The sequence below is a fragment of the Bacillus sp. ILBB4 genome, from assembly GCF_035064545.1.
In the GTDB taxonomy this organism is placed as follows: Bacteria; Bacillota; Bacilli; order Bacillales; family Bacillaceae_H; genus Priestia.
This window is the reverse complement of the sequence record NZ_JAIQVD010000001.1, coordinates 825,527-841,271: the sequence shown is the minus strand read 5'-3', so window position 1 is coordinate 841,271 and position 15,745 is coordinate 825,527. Positions and strand designations below refer to the sequence as shown.

Annotated in this window: 19 protein-coding genes; all 19 read left to right on the top strand. The window is 37.8% G+C overall.

All coding sequences use genetic code 11. The annotated features are described in order from the left end of the window. The first annotated feature begins 2 nt into the window (after positions 1 to 2). The 19 genes from mtaB (at position 3) to LAV82_RS04425 (ending at position 15,721) form a co-directional block, all read left to right on the top strand. Positions 3 to 1,361 (top strand): tRNA (N(6)-L-threonylcarbamoyladenosine(37)-C(2))-methylthiotransferase MtaB, encoded by a 1,359-nt coding sequence (gene mtaB, locus LAV82_RS04515; RefSeq protein ID WP_499715687.1) that lies wholly within the window; start codon positions 3 to 5, stop codon positions 1,359 to 1,361. Between the two features lie 226 nt (positions 1,362 to 1,587). Continuing rightward, positions 1,588 to 1,761 (top strand): 30S ribosomal protein S21, encoded by a 174-nt coding sequence (gene rpsU, locus LAV82_RS04510; protein WP_013059237.1) that lies wholly within the window; start codon positions 1,588 to 1,590, stop codon positions 1,759 to 1,761. A gap of 15 nt (positions 1,762 to 1,776) precedes the next feature. Beyond that, positions 1,777 to 2,220, top strand: a complete 444-nt coding sequence (locus LAV82_RS04505) for a GatB/YqeY domain-containing protein (protein WP_013059236.1) — start codon at positions 1,777 to 1,779, stop codon at positions 2,218 to 2,220. Positions 2,221 to 2,398: 178 nt separating this feature from the next. Next, positions 2,399 to 3,730, top strand: a complete 1,332-nt coding sequence (locus tag LAV82_RS04500) for an NfeD family protein (RefSeq protein ID WP_211077278.1) — start codon at positions 2,399 to 2,401, stop codon at positions 3,728 to 3,730. Then, positions 3,730 to 4,713: a flotillin-like protein FloA gene (floA, locus tag LAV82_RS04495; protein WP_116372452.1), complete on the top strand. Its 984-nt coding sequence runs from the start codon at positions 3,730 to 3,732 to the stop codon at positions 4,711 to 4,713. The genes LAV82_RS04500 and floA overlap by 1 nt, the downstream gene beginning before the upstream one ends. A gap of 31 nt (positions 4,714 to 4,744) precedes the next feature. Further along, complete coding sequence (locus LAV82_RS04490; RefSeq protein ID WP_499715686.1) at positions 4,745 to 5,206, top strand: YqfB family membrane protein; 462 nt, start codon at positions 4,745 to 4,747, stop codon at positions 5,204 to 5,206. Positions 5,207 to 5,265: 59 nt separating this feature from the next. Beyond that, positions 5,266 to 5,550, top strand: coding sequence for a sporulation protein YqfC (yqfC, locus tag LAV82_RS04485; RefSeq protein ID WP_013059232.1), 285 nt, complete (start codon positions 5,266 to 5,268; stop codon positions 5,548 to 5,550). Between the two features lie 16 nt (positions 5,551 to 5,566). Beyond that, complete coding sequence (gene yqfD, locus LAV82_RS04480; protein WP_028411649.1) at positions 5,567 to 6,754, top strand: sporulation protein YqfD; 1,188 nt, start codon at positions 5,567 to 5,569, stop codon at positions 6,752 to 6,754. Between the two features lie 3 nt (positions 6,755 to 6,757). Further along, positions 6,758 to 7,732: a PhoH family protein gene (locus LAV82_RS04475; protein ID WP_013059230.1), complete on the top strand. Its 975-nt coding sequence runs from the start codon at positions 6,758 to 6,760 to the stop codon at positions 7,730 to 7,732. 63 nt (positions 7,733 to 7,795) lie between these two features. Further along, entirely contained in the window at positions 7,796 to 9,904 is a 2,109-nt protein-coding gene (locus tag LAV82_RS04470) for an HD family phosphohydrolase (RefSeq protein ID WP_371411431.1), read from the top strand. Further along, positions 9,901 to 10,371, top strand: coding sequence for an rRNA maturation RNase YbeY (gene ybeY / locus LAV82_RS04465; protein WP_013059228.1), 471 nt, complete (start codon positions 9,901 to 9,903; stop codon positions 10,369 to 10,371). The genes LAV82_RS04470 and ybeY overlap by 4 nt, the downstream gene beginning before the upstream one ends. Further along, positions 10,355 to 10,726: a diacylglycerol kinase family protein gene (locus LAV82_RS04460; protein WP_499715685.1), complete on the top strand. Its 372-nt coding sequence runs from the start codon at positions 10,355 to 10,357 to the stop codon at positions 10,724 to 10,726. The genes ybeY and LAV82_RS04460 overlap by 17 nt, the downstream gene beginning before the upstream one ends. A 91-nt stretch (positions 10,727 to 10,817) precedes the next feature. Next, a complete protein-coding gene (locus tag LAV82_RS04455; protein WP_013059226.1) occupies positions 10,818 to 11,216 on the top strand; it encodes a cytidine deaminase in 399 nt (132 codons plus the stop codon). Continuing rightward, positions 11,209 to 12,114 (top strand): GTPase Era, encoded by a 906-nt coding sequence (gene era, locus LAV82_RS04450; protein WP_013059225.1) that lies wholly within the window; start codon positions 11,209 to 11,211, stop codon positions 12,112 to 12,114. The genes LAV82_RS04455 and era overlap by 8 nt, the downstream gene beginning before the upstream one ends. A gap of 155 nt (positions 12,115 to 12,269) precedes the next feature. After that, positions 12,270 to 12,413: a YqzL family protein gene (locus LAV82_RS04445; protein ID WP_014458193.1), complete on the top strand. Its 144-nt coding sequence runs from the start codon at positions 12,270 to 12,272 to the stop codon at positions 12,411 to 12,413. Between the two features lie 27 nt (positions 12,414 to 12,440). Continuing rightward, positions 12,441 to 13,205 (top strand): DNA repair protein RecO, encoded by a 765-nt coding sequence (gene recO / locus LAV82_RS04440; protein WP_013059224.1) that lies wholly within the window; start codon positions 12,441 to 12,443, stop codon positions 13,203 to 13,205. Positions 13,206 to 13,463: 258 nt separating this feature from the next. Further along, the gene (ccpN, locus tag LAV82_RS04435; protein ID WP_499715684.1) at positions 13,464 to 14,102 is read left to right on the top strand and encodes a transcriptional regulator CcpN; all 639 of its coding nucleotides are present in this window, start codon (positions 13,464 to 13,466) and stop codon (positions 14,100 to 14,102) included. Between the two features lie 33 nt (positions 14,103 to 14,135). Next, a complete protein-coding gene (locus LAV82_RS04430; RefSeq protein ID WP_013059222.1) occupies positions 14,136 to 14,939 on the top strand; it encodes a pyruvate, water dikinase regulatory protein in 804 nt (267 codons plus the stop codon). A 311-nt stretch (positions 14,940 to 15,250) separates the two neighbouring features. After that, on the top strand, positions 15,251 to 15,721 hold the full coding sequence (locus LAV82_RS04425) for a YaiI/YqxD family protein (protein WP_307871980.1): 471 nt from the start codon (positions 15,251 to 15,253) through the stop codon (positions 15,719 to 15,721). Positions 15,722 to 15,745: the final 24 nt, after the last annotated feature.

The window sequence follows — 15,745 nt, the reverse complement described above, 5'->3', positions numbered from 1 at the left end:
TTATGTCAACAGTTGCTTTTCACACGCTAGGGTGTAAAGTAAATCACTATGAAACAGAAGCAATTTGGCAATTGTTCAAAGGCCAAGGCTATGAGCGTGTTGAATATGAACAAACTGCCGATGTATATGTAATTAATACATGTACGGTAACAAATACAGGAGATAAAAAAAGCCGTCAAGTTATTCGCAGAGCTGTGCGAAAAAATCCAGATGCGGTTATTTGTGTAACTGGGTGTTATGCTCAAACTTCGCCAGCTGAAATTATGGCCATTCCTGGTGTTGATATCGTAGTAGGTACACAAGATCGCGTTAAGATGCTTGATTATATTGAACAATTTAAAAAAGAGCGTCAACCGATTAACGGCGTAGGAAACATTATGAAAACACGCGTATATGAAGAGCTAGATGTACCGGCTTTTACAGACCGTACGCGTGCTTCGTTAAAGATTCAAGAAGGCTGTAACAACTTCTGTACATTCTGTATTATTCCATGGGCGCGCGGTTTAATGCGATCTCGAGATCCTAAAGAAGTAGTAGCACAAGCACAGCAGCTAGTGGATGCGGGCTATAAAGAAATCGTGTTAACAGGTATTCACACTGGCGGATACGGAGAAGACATGAAAGATTACAATCTTGCCCAGCTTCTTCGTGATTTAGAGTCTCAAGTAAAAGGATTAAAACGCATTCGTATTTCGTCAATTGAAGCAAGTCAAATTACAGACGAAGTGATTGAGGTACTAGATCAATCAGAAATGGTTGTACGTCATTTGCATATTCCTCTTCAATCAGGTTCAAATACGGTATTGAAGCGCATGCGTCGTAAGTATACAATGGAGTTCTTTGGTGAGCGCTTAAACCGTCTGAAAGAAGCTCTTCCTGGATTAGCGATTACATCAGATGTTATTGTTGGCTTCCCAGGTGAAACAGAAGAAGAGTTTATGGAGACGTACAACTTTATTAAAGAGCACGGTTTTTCAGAGCTTCACGTATTCCCGTATTCTAAACGTACAGGTACGCCAGCAGCTCGTATGACCGACCAAATTGATGAAGAAGTGAAAAATGAACGTGTGCATCGTTTAATCGAACTTTCAAATCAATTGGCAAAAGAATATGCTTCAACGTTTGAAGGAGAAGTACTAGAAGTAATTCCGGAAGAAAAATATAAAGAAGATCCTGAAAGTGGTTTATATATAGGATATACTGATAACTACTTAAAGGTTGTGTTTAAAGCGTCTGAAGAAATGGTTGGAAAGCTTGTAAAAGTGAAAATTTCAAAAGCTGGATATCCTTATAATGAAGGTGAGTTTGTTCGCGTGCTAGATGAGGTTCATCTTCAAGATCAGGTGAAAATGAGCTCATAACACTTATTGGAAAGCTGCGTGTATACGCAGCTTTTTTCATACGTGTAAAAAAGCTGAACGAGTAATGTTTTATCAAGAAAGTTCATAAAATAAAGGGGGAATAACTGCATTACTTTATGTAAAGCGGTTGACCTTAAGGAATCATTATATTATAATTGCAAAAGACATGTCTAACATGTCATTTCATTATGATGTTAGTGGTTTTGTTCGGAGGGAGGGAATTAGAATGTCAAGAACAGTTGTTCGTAAAAACGAATCGCTTGAAGATGCTCTTCGTCGCTTCAAACGTTCAGTTTCAAAAACTGGTACGTTACAAGAAGCAAGAAAGCGCGAATTCTATGAAAAGCCTAGCGTAAAGCGTAAGAAGAAATCTGAAGCTGCTAGAAAACGCAAGTTCTAATAAGAGGGTGGATTTATGAGTCTTCTCGAGCGTTTAAATAGTGATATGAAACAAGCGATGAAAAACAAAGAGAAAGAGAAGCTTGGGGTCATTCGTATGGTCAAAGCATCTCTTCAAAACGAAGCCATTAAGTTAGGAACCGACCTAACTGAAGCAGACGAGTTGACGGTTATTTCTCGCGAATTCAAACAACGTAAAGACTCCCTCCATGAATTTGAGAAAGCAGGTCGTCAAGATCTTGTTGATAAAATTCATTCTGAATTAGCGGTTTTAGAAGTTTACGCTCCTAAACAGCTAACTGAAGAAGAGTTATCTGAAATTATTAAAACGACGATTGAAGAAACGCAGTCTTCCTCTAAAGCTGATATGGGGAAAGTTATGGGAGCGCTTATGCCGAAAGTAAAAGGCAAAGCGGATGGCTCTCTTGTTAATAAGCTTGTCCTTCAACACTTATCATAAAAAACACCTTACCTTGTGTAAGGTGTTTTTTATATGGATAATAATCGAACGTATGTTTTGTTTTTCTGGTGCGAAGTATAAAATAGATAAATTTTAAAAAATTTGAAACTATTGTTAAAGTTATTCGTATATACAGATACATGCTCATACTATCTATGGAAGGAGGGAAGTGTATTCGGTGAAAACCTTATTTTCTTTCGTGTGCTTTCTTATCTTAGCCACTGGGTTATTCCCCACTATTAGCACCGCTGACGTGAAGCGCGTACACGTTATTCCTGTAAATAAAACGGTAGAAAATGGACTGCTTTCTTTTCTAAACAGATCCATTGAAGATGCGGAAAATGACGGTGCAGATTTGATTATATTGGACATAGATACTCCTGGAGGAGCTGTAGATGCAGCTTCTGAAATAGCTAAAAGCTTAACCTCAACACCTATTCCTACCGCTGCTTTTGTCGATAAAAAAGCATTATCAGCCGGAGCGTATATTGCACTTAACGCGGATCAAATTTATATGACACCCGGTTCTACAATGGGATCGGCAGCAGTGATTGACCAACACGGAAATACCGCAGGAAAAAAAGCTCAGTCCTACTGGTTATCGGCTATGAAGAGCGCAGCAGAACAAAATAACCGAAACCCTAAATATGCAGAAGCGATGGCAAATACCAAGATGGTAATACCTGAGCTCAACTTAAAAGGAAACGAATTGTTGACGCTCACTCCGAAGCAAGCCGAGCAAGTTGGTTATTCAGAAGGGACTGTAAAAAATTTAGACGATCTCCTAAGCGTACTCGGCTATGAAGATGCTAAACTGACGTATGCAAAAATGAGTGTAAGTGAACAAATTGCTCGTTTTCTTACCCATCCGCTTGTTGTTCCCATTTTATTATCCATTGGTGCTTTAGGAATTGTAATTGAATTGTTTACGCCTTCATTTGGTATTGCGGGCTCTATTGGAATAGCTTCACTTCTTTTATTTTTCTATGGTCATATGGTAGCAGGATTAGCTGGCATGGAAGCGCTCGTTTTATTTATAGCAGGAATTATATTGCTTCTGTTAGAGATTGTAGTACCAGGCGGAGTTTTAGGACTACTAGGACTTGGAGCTATCATTTTAAGTTTTTTTATGTCAACAGATAATAATGTCGAAATGGGAATTTCTCTTGTAATTGCAATAGTGGTGGCACTGGGAGGTGCGTTTGTGATGATGAAATTTTTTAAAAGAAAGCTTACACCTTTCAAAAAAATGGTGCTTAATGATTCACTTAATACTGAATCTGGCTACGTGTCGAATCAAAATCGTTATGAATTAATAGGAAAACAGGGTAAAACAACAACACCGCTGCGTCCTTCAGGTACCGTGCTCATCGGTGAAGAGTATGTGGATGTAGTCACTGAAGGCGGATATTTAGACAAAGATGTGTTAGTAAATATTATAAAAGTAGAGGGATCAAGGGTTGTGGTGCGGAAGCTTACAGAGCCTTTGAAAAAGGAGGACCTTAATTAATGGAAATAGGTAGCGTATTGTTTTTTGTAGTTATTGGTCTAGCAATTATTGCTTTAGCTGTTTTTTTCACTTTTGTACCGATTATGCTATGGATTTCAGCATTAGCAGCAGGCGTTCGTATTAGTATTTTCACACTGGTCGGAATGAGACTTCGTCGAGTGATACCATCTCGCGTTGTGAACCCGTTAATTAAAGCAAGTAAAGCAGGTTTAGGTATTACCATTAATCAATTAGAAAGCCACTATTTAGCAGGCGGTAACGTTGACCGCGTGGTAAATGCGTTGATTGCAGCGCACAGAGCAAATATTGAGTTAACATTTGAGCGCGGAGCAGCTATCGACTTAGCGGGCCGTGATGTGCTAGAAGCTGTACAAATGAGCGTTAATCCAAAAGTTATTGAAACACCTTTTATTGCAGGGGTGGCTATGGATGGAATCGAAGTCAAAGCAAAAGCTCGAATTACTGTTCGTGCAAACATTGATCGACTAGTAGGGGGAGCTGGAGAAGAAACGATTATTGCCCGTGTTGGCGAGGGGATTGTTTCTACAATTGGTTCGCAAAAAGATCACAAAAAAGTATTGGAAAATCCCGATATGATTTCTCAAACGGTGTTAGGAAAAGGACTGGATTCAGGAACAGCGTTTGAAATCTTATCCATTGATATTGCTGACATCGATATTGGTAAAAATATTGGGGCAGTTCTTCAAACAGACCAAGCGGAAGCAGATAAAAATATTGCACAAGCAAAAGCCGAAGAACGTCGTGCTATGGCCGTTGCTCAAGAACAAGAAATGCGTGCAAAAGTAGAAGAAATGCGCGCAAAAGTAGTAGAAGCAGAAGCAGAAGTACCGTTAGCGATGGCAGAAGCACTGCGCTCTGGCAATATTGGCGTCATGGATTATATGAATATTCAAAACTTGACTGCTGATACGGATATGCGTGATTCAATTGGAAAAATGTCTAAAGAAGACGATGAGAAATAATGAATCAGCTTAACAAGGAGGTTTTCTCCTAATGAATATCGTTGAAACGCTTATTAAACTAATTATTAATAATGCTTTCATTTTTGTCATCATTGGAGGGATTATTTTTAACGTTGTGCAGCGTTTTATGGCTCAGTCAAAAGAGGAAGAACAGCAGCGTTCTAAAAGAGCTCCTATGCCTCCTGTAAACAATCCTTCAAGGCGGGAAAGCCCTAGATATCGACCTGTCAAAGAAGAGCCGAAAACAGCTCGTATGGAGCGAGAAACTGTTCCTTCAGCAGAAACAAATCCTTTGCAAGAAAAATTGGAAGAGCTAAAAAATCGTTCGTATCATGAACCGTCTATTCAAAAGAAAATCACAGTTGACAAACCAAAAATTACGGGTGAGAAAAACGTTTTCAAGCCCATTTCTCGTAAAGAAGCTGTTCAAGGAGTGATATGGTCCGAAATTCTAGGGCCGCCAAAATCGAAACAACGTAAATATAAACGATAAATAGATGTGATACATTAACCCCCTTTCTCATAAACATGAGATGAAAGGGGGTTCTTTTTATGAGCAAAAAGTGGAGACACCAAATGAAAAGATGGATGACAAAAACAATGGAACTACCCGCTGATGTATTAATGGATCTTCCCCGTATTACGTTAGTTGGACAAATACACATTTATATTGAAAATCATAAAGGTTTATTAGCCTTTTCTGATACTGAAATACGCGTGTTACTAAAACAGGGACAAATGTTAATTCGAGGTGAAGGACTGGTCATTAAAGTAATACTGCCAGAAGAACTGGTTTTAGAAGGTAAAATCAATCAAGTTCTTTATTTAGAACAATAACACAAGGAGGAAAAAAATGAAGAATGGATGGACAAACTTTGTTATTGGTACCGTACGTATTCGAATTGTTGGAAAAGGAATTGAACGTTTTTTAAATAATTGTGTGAGACAACAGATTATGATTTCGAATGTCCATAAAGTTGACGGTCAGCTAGCGACAGCAACGATATTATTGAAAGATGTAAAGAAAATTCGTATACTAATTCGCAACGCAGACTGTAAAATTTATTTTATAAGAGGCAGAGGTTTTCCTTTTTTAACAAAACGAGTGATCAAAAATAGTGGGTTTGCTTTGGGTTTTCTTTCTTTTTTTATTATTCTTGGTTTGCTTTCCAACATGGTGTGGAAAGTGGAAATTAGCGGTGCAGAACCACAAACAGAACATCAAATGACTAAGCAGCTTGCCAAAATAGGTGTAAAAAGAGGGGAGTTTCAATTTCTGTTAGAGAGTCCTGAAAAAATTCAGCGCTATTTAACGGATAATATGAACAATATTACCTGGGTGGGAGTAGAAGTGCGCGGCACTTCTTATCACTTCCAAGTGGTTGAAAAAAATGAGCCCAAGCCTCAGCAAAAAACACCTTACCAACATTTAATTGCTAAAAAGAAAGCCATTATTACGAATTTGTTTGTCGAAAAAGGACAACCTTTAGTCAAGGTTAATGATTTTGTCAATGAAGGCGAGGTCCTAGTTTCCGGTATTATTGGAAACGAAAAAAATAAAAAAGTAGTAGCTGCTAAAGGGAAAGTCTATGGTGAAACATGGTATAAGTCTGAGGTGGAAGTGCCTTTAAAAACTGATTTTCAGGTATTAACGGGTAATGGATATACGAAGCACTATTTAGATTTTCAAGCTTTTAAAATGCCTCTTTGGGCTTTTAACAAAGAAAAATACGGCTCAAAGGTGACAGAAAAAGTGGAGCATCCACTCTATTTTTTTAAATGGAAATTACCTCTGTCGTATGAGAAAGTTGCTGTACGAGAAGAACAGAACTCGCAGCGCGTCTATTCTAAACAAGAGGCGGTGGAAAAAGCTTTGGAAATTGGTCGAAAAAAATTACTATCGACTTTAGGTGAGGATGCTAAAATAAAAGGTGAAAAAGTTTTGCACCAAGAACAGGACAATGGTAAAGTTAGATTATCAATACATTACCAAGTTATAGAAAATATTGCGAACACTCAACCAATTATTCAAGGAGATTGATGAATGTCAGAACAGCTAGTAACAATTAACGTACAACTTGATGATTCAAACGAAGCCATTTCATTATTTGGCGTACAAGATGCGAATTTAAAGCGAATTGAAGAAGAAATGCAGGTCTCTATCATTTCAAGAGGTGAGACTGTTGTAGTCTCCGGAAGTACAGAAAATGTTCAGCTAGTGGAAGAAATGCTTAAAAAGTTACTGAACATTATCCGAAAAAATATTTCCATATCTGAACGAGATGTTGTGTATGCGGTTCAATTAGCTAAGAAAAATTCTCTCGAGTTTTTTGAAGATGTATATGAAGAAGAGATTGGTAAAAATGTAAAAGGTAAGACTATTCGTGTTAAGACATTAGGACAAAGTCAATACATTTCGGCTATTAAGAAAAATGATTTGGTATTTGGAATTGGGCCTGCTGGTACCGGTAAAACGTATTTAGCCGTTGTCATGGCCGTTAATGCTCTTAAAAATGGTCACGTACAGCGTATTATTTTAACACGTCCTGCTGTTGAAGCAGGTGAAAGTCTTGGCTTCTTGCCAGGAGATTTGAAAGAAAAAGTAGATCCGTACTTGCGGCCTCTGTACGATGCATTACATGATGTATTAGGAACAGAACATACGCAACGCCTAATCGAACGCGGAGTTATTGAAATAGCACCCCTTGCTTATATGCGAGGTCGTACACTAGATGATGCGTTTGTTATCTTAGACGAAGCGCAAAACACCACGATGGCGCAAATGAAGATGTTTTTAACACGACTAGGATTTGGGTCTAAAATGGTGATTACAGGAGATATTTCACAAATTGATTTACCAAAAGGAGCTCAGTCTGGTCTAGCGGCTGTCTCGAAAATCCTGACCAATGTTAAAGGTATTTCGTTTGTTCACCTAGAACAGTCAGATGTTGTGCGCCATCCACTTGTGGGACGCATCATTCAAGCGTACGAACAAGCTGACCAAAAGACCCTTTCTTAATAGGGTCTATTTTTTGTAAAAGGGGGTACGTTTGTGTCAACGTTTCGGATAATCAAGCAAACAATGGCACAGATCGAGCGATTACGGTTAATTCAAATTGGGTTATATGCCTTGTTAGGTGTAATGATGTTTGCGTCTATGTATAGCAATGTAAAGCCGCAGGAATTAGATCTCAGATTACTATCTATTTCCCCGCAAACCATTTACTCACCCGTTACCATTGAAGATAAAGAGAGCACAGAGAAAAAACGGGCAGAGGCAGAACAAGCCGTTGAAGATGTGTATACACAAAAAACAGAATACGCACAGAACCAAGTCGATCTTGTTGCATCTATTTTTGATGCGATGATGGAAGTTAATACAGAATATGAAAAAGAAGATCATGAAGATGACAGTATCGATGCCGTATTAAAAACCAAACAAAAAATGCTAGAGGACAAGCTTCCTGAAGACATTCAAAAAAACTTGCCAAAGGATACCATTAAGCAGCTGCTTCAGTCTTCTAACAGTGATTTATCGATTGCGAAAGATGCTGTAGTCACGGCCGTTCATCATGTGATGAAAGATCAAGTGAAGATTAGCGATGTAGAAGAGAAAAAAGATCAAGTAGAAAGTCAGCTTGTTTACACCAATGTCAGCAATTCCCTAAAGGATTCAATGAATGCAATTGCTAAATTCGCTATCATTCCAAATGTGATTTATGATCCACAAAAAACAGCTGAAAACCGTCAAGCAGCTGTGGAAAAAGTGGAGCCTGTCCGAATCAAACAAGGCCAGATTATTGTAGAAGAAAATCAGCTTATTAATCCTGATATATATCGTCAGCTCCAGCTCGCGGGATTGTTGAATAATAAAGGATCTATTCAGCCTTTTGCGGGGTTAGCTTTGCTGATTGTAATGATGATAGCGGGCCTCATTTACTATTTGCGTGAATTTCACACCAAGACATATCAGCCCTTGCTGTTGTATGTATTGGTAGCAACCATTACGATTGGCCTCATGAAAATCTTAAGCTTGTTTCAGCAAATTGATTTATCGGAAATTGGTTTCTTAGCTCCTGTTGCGGTGGGAGGTTTGCTGATTCGAATTTTAATGGATGAACGCATTGCTATTTTATCAAGCATTGTATTTGCTATTTGTGGAAGCATTATTTTTAATGGTGAATTGACAACCTCGTTTAATATGAACATTGGGGTCTACTTTTTAATTAGCAATATTGCTGCTATTTTATTTTTAAGCAGGCAGCACAGACGTTCACGGATTTTGCAGGCAGGTCTATTTGTGGCTATGGTAAACGTAATTATCAGCTTTGCTATTATTTTTATTAAAAATGGCCAAATCGGCACTGTAGAGCTTGGCTATTACAGCATGATGTCAATTGCATCTGGTGTTATCGCTTCCGTTTTAACTATAGGTTTGCTTCCGTTTTTTGAAAGTGGATTTGGCATTTTATCTACGATGAAGCTGATTGAATTATCGAGTCCTAATCATCCGCTATTACGCAAAATCTTAACCGAAACACCTGGAACATACCATCACAGCGTAATGGTGGCAAACTTATCTGAAGCGGCGTGCGAAACGATAGGAGCTAACGGTTTATTAGCGAGAGTCGGGGCTTATTACCACGATATTGGTAAAACGAAGCGACCGCAGTATTTTATTGAAAATCAAATGAATATTACTAATCCGCATGATAAACTAAGTCCTAAGACTAGTAAAAATATTATAATCGCACATGCTACAGATGGAGCTACCATTTTGCGAAATCACAAGTTTCCAAAAGAGATTGTAGATATTGCAGAGCAGCATCACGGAACGACTCTGCTTAAGTTTTTCTATCATAAGGCACTTGAACAAACAGAAGAAAAAATTGATGAAAAAGAATATCGCTATCCTGGACCAAAGCCTCAGTCGAAAGAAGCAGCGGTTATTTGCATAGCTGATAGTGTAGAAGCAGCCGTAAGGTCAATGTCCAATCCGACTCCTGAAAAAATTGAGAACTTGGTGCGAAATATTATTAAAGATCGCTTGCAGGATGAGCAGCTTAGCGAGTGTAACGTAACGCTCAAGGAGCTAGAGTTAATTCGCCAAGCACTATGTGAAACTTTAAATGGGATTTTTCATTCCCGAATCGAATATCCAGAGATAAAAAAAGAGAAGGTGAAGGTATGAGTTTAGTTATTGATTTTATTGATGAAACAAACGAAGTAAGTGAAGAACAGCAAAAAGAGCTTGAAAAGCTGCTTGAAGCCGCTGCTATATATGAAAATCTGCAAGAGAATGCAGAAGTGTCCGTTACATTTGTGGATAATGATCGAATTCAAGAAATCAATCATCAATACCGCCATAAAAATCAGCCAACGGATGTAATATCGTTTGCGCTAGAAGAAATGGGCGAAGATGAAATGCAAATTATCGGAGATGAGTTGCCAAGAGTCCTAGGGGACATTGTCATTTCGATTCCAAAAGCTCATGAGCAAGCAGAAGAATACAATCACTCGTTTATGAGGGAGCTAGGATTCTTAACGGTTCACGGTTTCTTGCACTTGCTTGGATATGACCATGAAACATCAGAAGATGAAAAAGAGATGTTTACACGTCAAAAAGATATTTTAGAACAATATGGACTCTCGCGATAAAAAGTGGATAGCTAAAGTTGTCAGTAGCTTTGGTTATGCAATAGAAGGGTTTATCTATGTGTGTAAAACACAGAGAAATATGCAAATTCACGTAGTAGCTTCTTTCATCGTCCTTTTCTTAGGAGCCGCGCTGTCAATTACATCTGGTGAATGGATGGTTGTGCTGCTTCTGATTGCAGGCATGTTGAGCTTGGAGTTAATGAATACAGCAGTTGAAAAAGTTGTCGATTTAGTTTCTCCTGAATATCACATACTAGCAAAACACGCAAAAGATGCAGCCGCAGCCGCGGTGTTGGTCTATGCGTGTTTTGCTGTCCTTATAGGAGGAATTATTTTCTTAAAGTATTTGTTTTAAAAAGGATTCTTTTTGGTTCTTTACACCCCCGTGGTATAATAAAAAAGGACAAGTTAAAAGACATGTAGAAGCGCAAAAGGAGAGCGGATAAATGGATAAGACCGGACTGATTGATGAGGCAAAAAAAGCTCGTGAAATGGCTTATGTACCGTATTCAAAATTTAAAGTTGGTGCAGCTTTATTGACGAAAGATGGAAAGGTTTATCGCGGCTGCAATATTGAAAATGCAGCTTATAGCATGTGCAATTGTGCTGAGCGTACGGCTTTATTTAAAGCCTATTCAGAAGGAGATAAAGAGTATGCAGCACTTGCTGTAGTAGCTGATACTGATCGTCCTGTTTCTCCGTGTGGAGCATGCAGACAAGTAATCTCTGAGCTTTGTCCAAAAGAAATGAAAGTTATATTAACCAATTTAAAAAATGACATACAAGAATTAACTGTGGAAGAATTACTTCCAGGAGCATTTTCATCGGAGGATTTACATGAGTAATAATGAATTTAAGTCAGGTTTTGTTTCAATTATTGGAAGACCAAACGTAGGGAAATCAACTTTTTTGAACCGAGTAATTGGTCAAAAAATTGCGATTATGAGTGACAAACCGCAAACAACTAGAAATAAAATTCAGGGTGTGTACACGGAAGATCAGGCGCAGATTGTGTTTATTGATACACCAGGAATTCATAAACCTAAGCATAAATTAGGCGACTTTATGATGAAGGTAGCGCAAAATACGCTTAAAGAAGTAGATTTAATTTTATTTATGATTAACGCAACAGAAGGCTTAGGTCGAGGCGATGAATTTATTATCGAGCGTTTAAAGGATACAAAAACGCCTGTTTTCCTTGTGATTAATAAAATTGATGAAATTCATCCAGACGAATTGTTTTCAATTATCACGAATTATAAAGACTTATATCCTTTTGCTGAAATTGTGCCAATTTCAGCTTTACAAGGAAATAACGTGGAGCGTTTGCTTGATCAAATTAAGCAGCGATTGCCGGAAGGTCCGCAATATTATCCGGCAGATCAAGTAACAGATCACCCAGAGCGCTTTATTATTACGGAATTAATTCGTGAAAAAGTACTGCATGCAACGAGGGAAGAAATACCTCATTCTATTGCCGTTGTGATGGATTCTATGCAAAGACGAGATAATGGTGCTGTTTACGTGGGTGCTACAATTATCGTCGAAAGAGATTCACAAAAAGGCATCGTAATTGGAAAGCAAGGCAAGATGTTAAAAGAGGTAGGAAGAAAAGCAAGAGCAGACATTGAAGCCCTTTTAGGTTCAAAAGTATTTTTAGAACTATGGGTAAAAGTGCAAAAAGATTGGCGAAACCGAGCGTCGCATCTCCGTGACTTTGGATTTAGAGAAGACGAATATTAATCATTTGAGTTCTTGTTTGCGTCGATTTATATCCCTTCATAAAAGAAGGTAATTTGTAAAAAATTGTGTTACATGATTTTACGTCGGAAGGCTATTCTAAACATAAGGAATTGAAATATGTATCTGATCTTTATGGTTAGAAAGGTGGGAGTTCTATGTTGAATTTTACTTGGAACATTTTTTCACAAACAGGTAGCATTGATACTTATCTCATTTTTAAGGAACTTGAAAATGAAGTGAAAGAAAGACCCGAAACATATGAGGACAACAGCGAAAGTCTCAATTCTCCCTTGTCTTAGCCTTCTGTAAGATGGCGGTGATGATGATTGTTTAAAAAGTGTGAAGGAATTGTCATTCGAACGAATGATTACGGTGAATCAAATAAAATTGTCACCATTTATTCACGTGAACTCGGAAAAGTGGGTCTCATGGCAAGAGGGGCAAAAAAGCCCAGTAGTCGCTTAGCTTCCGTCACACAATTATTTACGTATGGATACTTTTTTATACAAGCAGGTTCAGGAATGGGTACTCTCCATCAAGGAGAAGTTATCTCATCTATGAGAAGCATACGCGAAGATATCTTCACAACAGCGTATGCTTCTTATATTCTTGAATTAACAGATAAAGCTACTGAGAACAATAAACCAAATCCATTTCTATTTGAACTGCTGCACCAAACCATTCATTATATGAACGAAGAGTATGATGCAGAGATCTTAACATTTATTTATGAAATGAAAATGTTAAACGTACTAGGTCTTCATCCTACATTAAATGAATGCGCAGTCTGCCACCAAGGTGAAGGAACATTTCATTTTTCCATTCGAGAAGGCGGGTTTATTTGTCATCGATGCTTAGAAAAAGATCCTTATCATTTGAAAATTAGTCCGATGACGGTTAAACTATTAAGGCTATTTTATTACATTGATTTAAAGCGATTAGGTTCTATTTCTGTTAAGCCCGAAACAAAAAAACAATTAAAGTTCGTAATTGATCAATATTACGAAGAATATTCAGGATTGTTTTTAAAAACAAAGCGGTTTTTGAATCAGATGGAGTCTTTAAAACAATCGCTGTCTGATGAGAAATAGAAAAGATAATCAGTGATATGCAAGGAATTGCTGTCGCTAGGGTGCCTCGTAGTGTGTAGGGGACACCCTTTTTACTGTGGAGCGAAGGGGTAGCTTCGCTTATTGTAAGCGTAATGCCTGCTTTTTTTGAGAAGCCGTGGTAAAATAAACGGCATTCTAAAAAGATAAAATGCTAAAATTAATAAGTTATAGCTTTTACTTTTGCTTAAAAAGTATATAATGTTTTATAAATAGTATGTCACATTTAATGATTAGGTGGTGAGTACAATCGAACTGAACAAACGACAAGAACAAATTTTGCAAATTGTCAAAGACGAAGGCCCTATTACAGGCGAGCATATTGCAGATCAGCTTAGCCTTACGCGGGCAACACTAAGACCGGACTTGGCTATTTTAACAATGGCTGGTTATTTAGAAGCGCGACCGCGCGTAGGTTACTTTTACACAGGTAAAACAGGAGCACAGCTTCTTACAGATAAAATAAAAAAAATACAGGTGCAAGAATATCAGTCTATCCCGGTGGTTGTGAGCGAAAATGTGTCGGTATATGATGCTATTTGTACAATGTTTCTAGAAGACGTGGGGACCCTTTTTGTAGTGGATGAGAAATCCCAGCTAGTGGGGGTACTGTCGCGTAAAGATTTATTGCGCGCGAGTATCGGAAAGCAAGAGCTCACATCTATTCCTGTTCATATTATCATGACGAGAATGCCCAACATTACATATTGCTATCGCGAAGATTTGTTAATTGATATTGCTAAGATCTTAATTGAAAAACAGATTGATGCTATGCCCGTTATTAAAGAGGGAGACGGCAATTTTGAAGTGGTGGGACGCATTACCAAAACAAATATTACAAAATTACTAGTAGCATTAGCAAATGATGAAGTATTATAAGTGAAAAAGGATTAAAAAGGGGATGCACAAAATATGAACAACCCATGTCTTTATGTCATTTCGGATTCTGTAGGTGAGACAGCTGAACTAGTTGTAAAGGCTGCATCAAGTCAGTTCAATATGACAGACTTTGTAATTAAAAGAGTACCTTACGTAGAGGACATCGCAACACTTTCAGAAGTGGTTTCAGTAGCGAAGATGAACAACGCTATTATTGGCTTTACGCTAGTAAAGCCCGAAATGAGAGAATTTTTAATTCAAGAAGCGTCCAAGAACGGGGTAGAGGTATTTGATATTATTGGACCTTTAATTGATAAAATTCAATCTTCTTATCAACTTTCTCCTCGCTATGAGCCTGGAATGGCTAGAAAATTAGACGAAGATTATTTTAAGAAAGTAGAAGCGATTGAATTTGCAGTGAAATATGATGATGGGCGTGACCCGAGAGGCATTCTTAGAGCGGATATTGTATTAATCGGTGTATCAAGAACATCTAAAACACCTCTTTCTCAATTTTTAGCACACAAGCGTTTGAAAGTAGCCAATGTTCCGATTGTACCTGAGGTAGATCCACCAGAAGAGCTGTTTCACGTATCACCTGAGAAGTGTATAGGACTTACTATTAGTCCTGAAAAGTTAAACGATATTCGTAAAGAGCGTTTAAAGTCTCTTGGGCTAAACGATAAAGCAATTTATGCTAATATTGGCCGTATTAAAGAAGAACTTGAATTTTTCCAAGGGATTGTAGATAAGATTGGCTGTGAAGTGGTGGACGTATCCAACAGAGCCGTAGAAGAAACAGCTGGTATCATTCTCAATACCATCAAAAAGAAATAAACGATGGATCTCCTCTGTGCGTGACATAAAGGAGATTGCTTTCTTATGTTTGTATGCTGTAAGCCTAAGAAAATATCCCAAAGATGAATATGACAGAACTTTTAAAAACAAGTGACTTTGGTATAGAAAATATAGGTTGTTTATATTATAATAAAAAATTGTGATAAAAAAGAATAGTTTTAGGTTTAGACTTTGTTAAGAACGAATAAACTATTTATATAAAAGTCAAGTCAAAATCGAAAAAAGTATTCGACAAATGCCATCTACAGGAAATAACAAATTGTTAGAAGGAATCTCTGGAGGGATGTAGAATACAGAGTTATAGCAAAAGAAAAAGTAAAGTTTTTGTCGATGCTGATGCATGCCCTGTTAAAGCAGAAATCGTTGAACTTACACATACATATGACATCGATCTTGTGTTTGTTGCTTCCTATGCTCACATGCAAACAAATCCTACACCAAGAAAATGGGTCTATGTGGATGCAGAAAAGGAAGCCGCAGATTTATATATTTTAAATCACGCAGTCAAGCAGGATATTGTCGTAACTCAAGATACTGGCTTAGCAAGCATGTTAGTAAGTCGAGGGGTTTACGCACTGTCTCCTCGTGGAAAGTACTATAATGACGACGAAATGAATACGGTGCTTTTCTTTCGTTATGTTTCTGCAAAAGAGCGACGGTCAGGCCGTCATACTAAAGGCCCAAAGGCATTTAGTGAAGAAGATCGCCAGCATTTCATTCAAGCTTTTGAAAAAATGTTGTCGAAACTTGCAGGAATTTAGCACTTAGTGAAGAATATTATATGA

Coding starts and splice junctions, on each gene's coding strand:
- LAV82_RS04445 (WP_014458193.1), top strand. CDS start 12,270: ATGTTGAATTTTACTTGGAACATTTTTTCACAAACAGGTAGCATTGAT.
- LAV82_RS04470 (WP_371411431.1), top strand. CDS start 7,796: ATGGCACAGATCGAGCGATTACGGTTAATTCAAATTGGGTTATATGCC.
- LAV82_RS04430 (WP_013059222.1), top strand. CDS start 14,136: ATGAACAACCCATGTCTTTATGTCATTTCGGATTCTGTAGGTGAGACA.
- rpsU (WP_013059237.1), top strand. CDS start 1,588: ATGTCAAGAACAGTTGTTCGTAAAAACGAATCGCTTGAAGATGCTCTT.
- ybeY (WP_013059228.1), top strand. CDS start 9,901: ATGAGTTTAGTTATTGATTTTATTGATGAAACAAACGAAGTAAGTGAA.
- yqfD (WP_028411649.1), top strand. CDS start 5,567: ATGAAGAATGGATGGACAAACTTTGTTATTGGTACCGTACGTATTCGA.
- LAV82_RS04490 (WP_499715686.1), top strand. CDS start 4,745: ATGAATATCGTTGAAACGCTTATTAAACTAATTATTAATAATGCTTTC.
- mtaB (WP_499715687.1), top strand. CDS start 3: ATGTCAACAGTTGCTTTTCACACGCTAGGGTGTAAAGTAAATCACTAT.
- LAV82_RS04505 (WP_013059236.1), top strand. CDS start 1,777: ATGAGTCTTCTCGAGCGTTTAAATAGTGATATGAAACAAGCGATGAAA.
- floA (WP_116372452.1), top strand. CDS start 3,730: ATGGAAATAGGTAGCGTATTGTTTTTTGTAGTTATTGGTCTAGCAATT.
- yqfC (WP_013059232.1), top strand. CDS start 5,266: ATGAGCAAAAAGTGGAGACACCAAATGAAAAGATGGATGACAAAAACA.
- era (WP_013059225.1), top strand. CDS start 11,209: ATGAGTAATAATGAATTTAAGTCAGGTTTTGTTTCAATTATTGGAAGA.
- LAV82_RS04455 (WP_013059226.1), top strand. CDS start 10,818: ATGGATAAGACCGGACTGATTGATGAGGCAAAAAAAGCTCGTGAAATG.
- LAV82_RS04460 (WP_499715685.1), top strand. CDS start 10,355: ATGGACTCTCGCGATAAAAAGTGGATAGCTAAAGTTGTCAGTAGCTTT.
- LAV82_RS04475 (WP_013059230.1), top strand. CDS start 6,758: ATGTCAGAACAGCTAGTAACAATTAACGTACAACTTGATGATTCAAAC.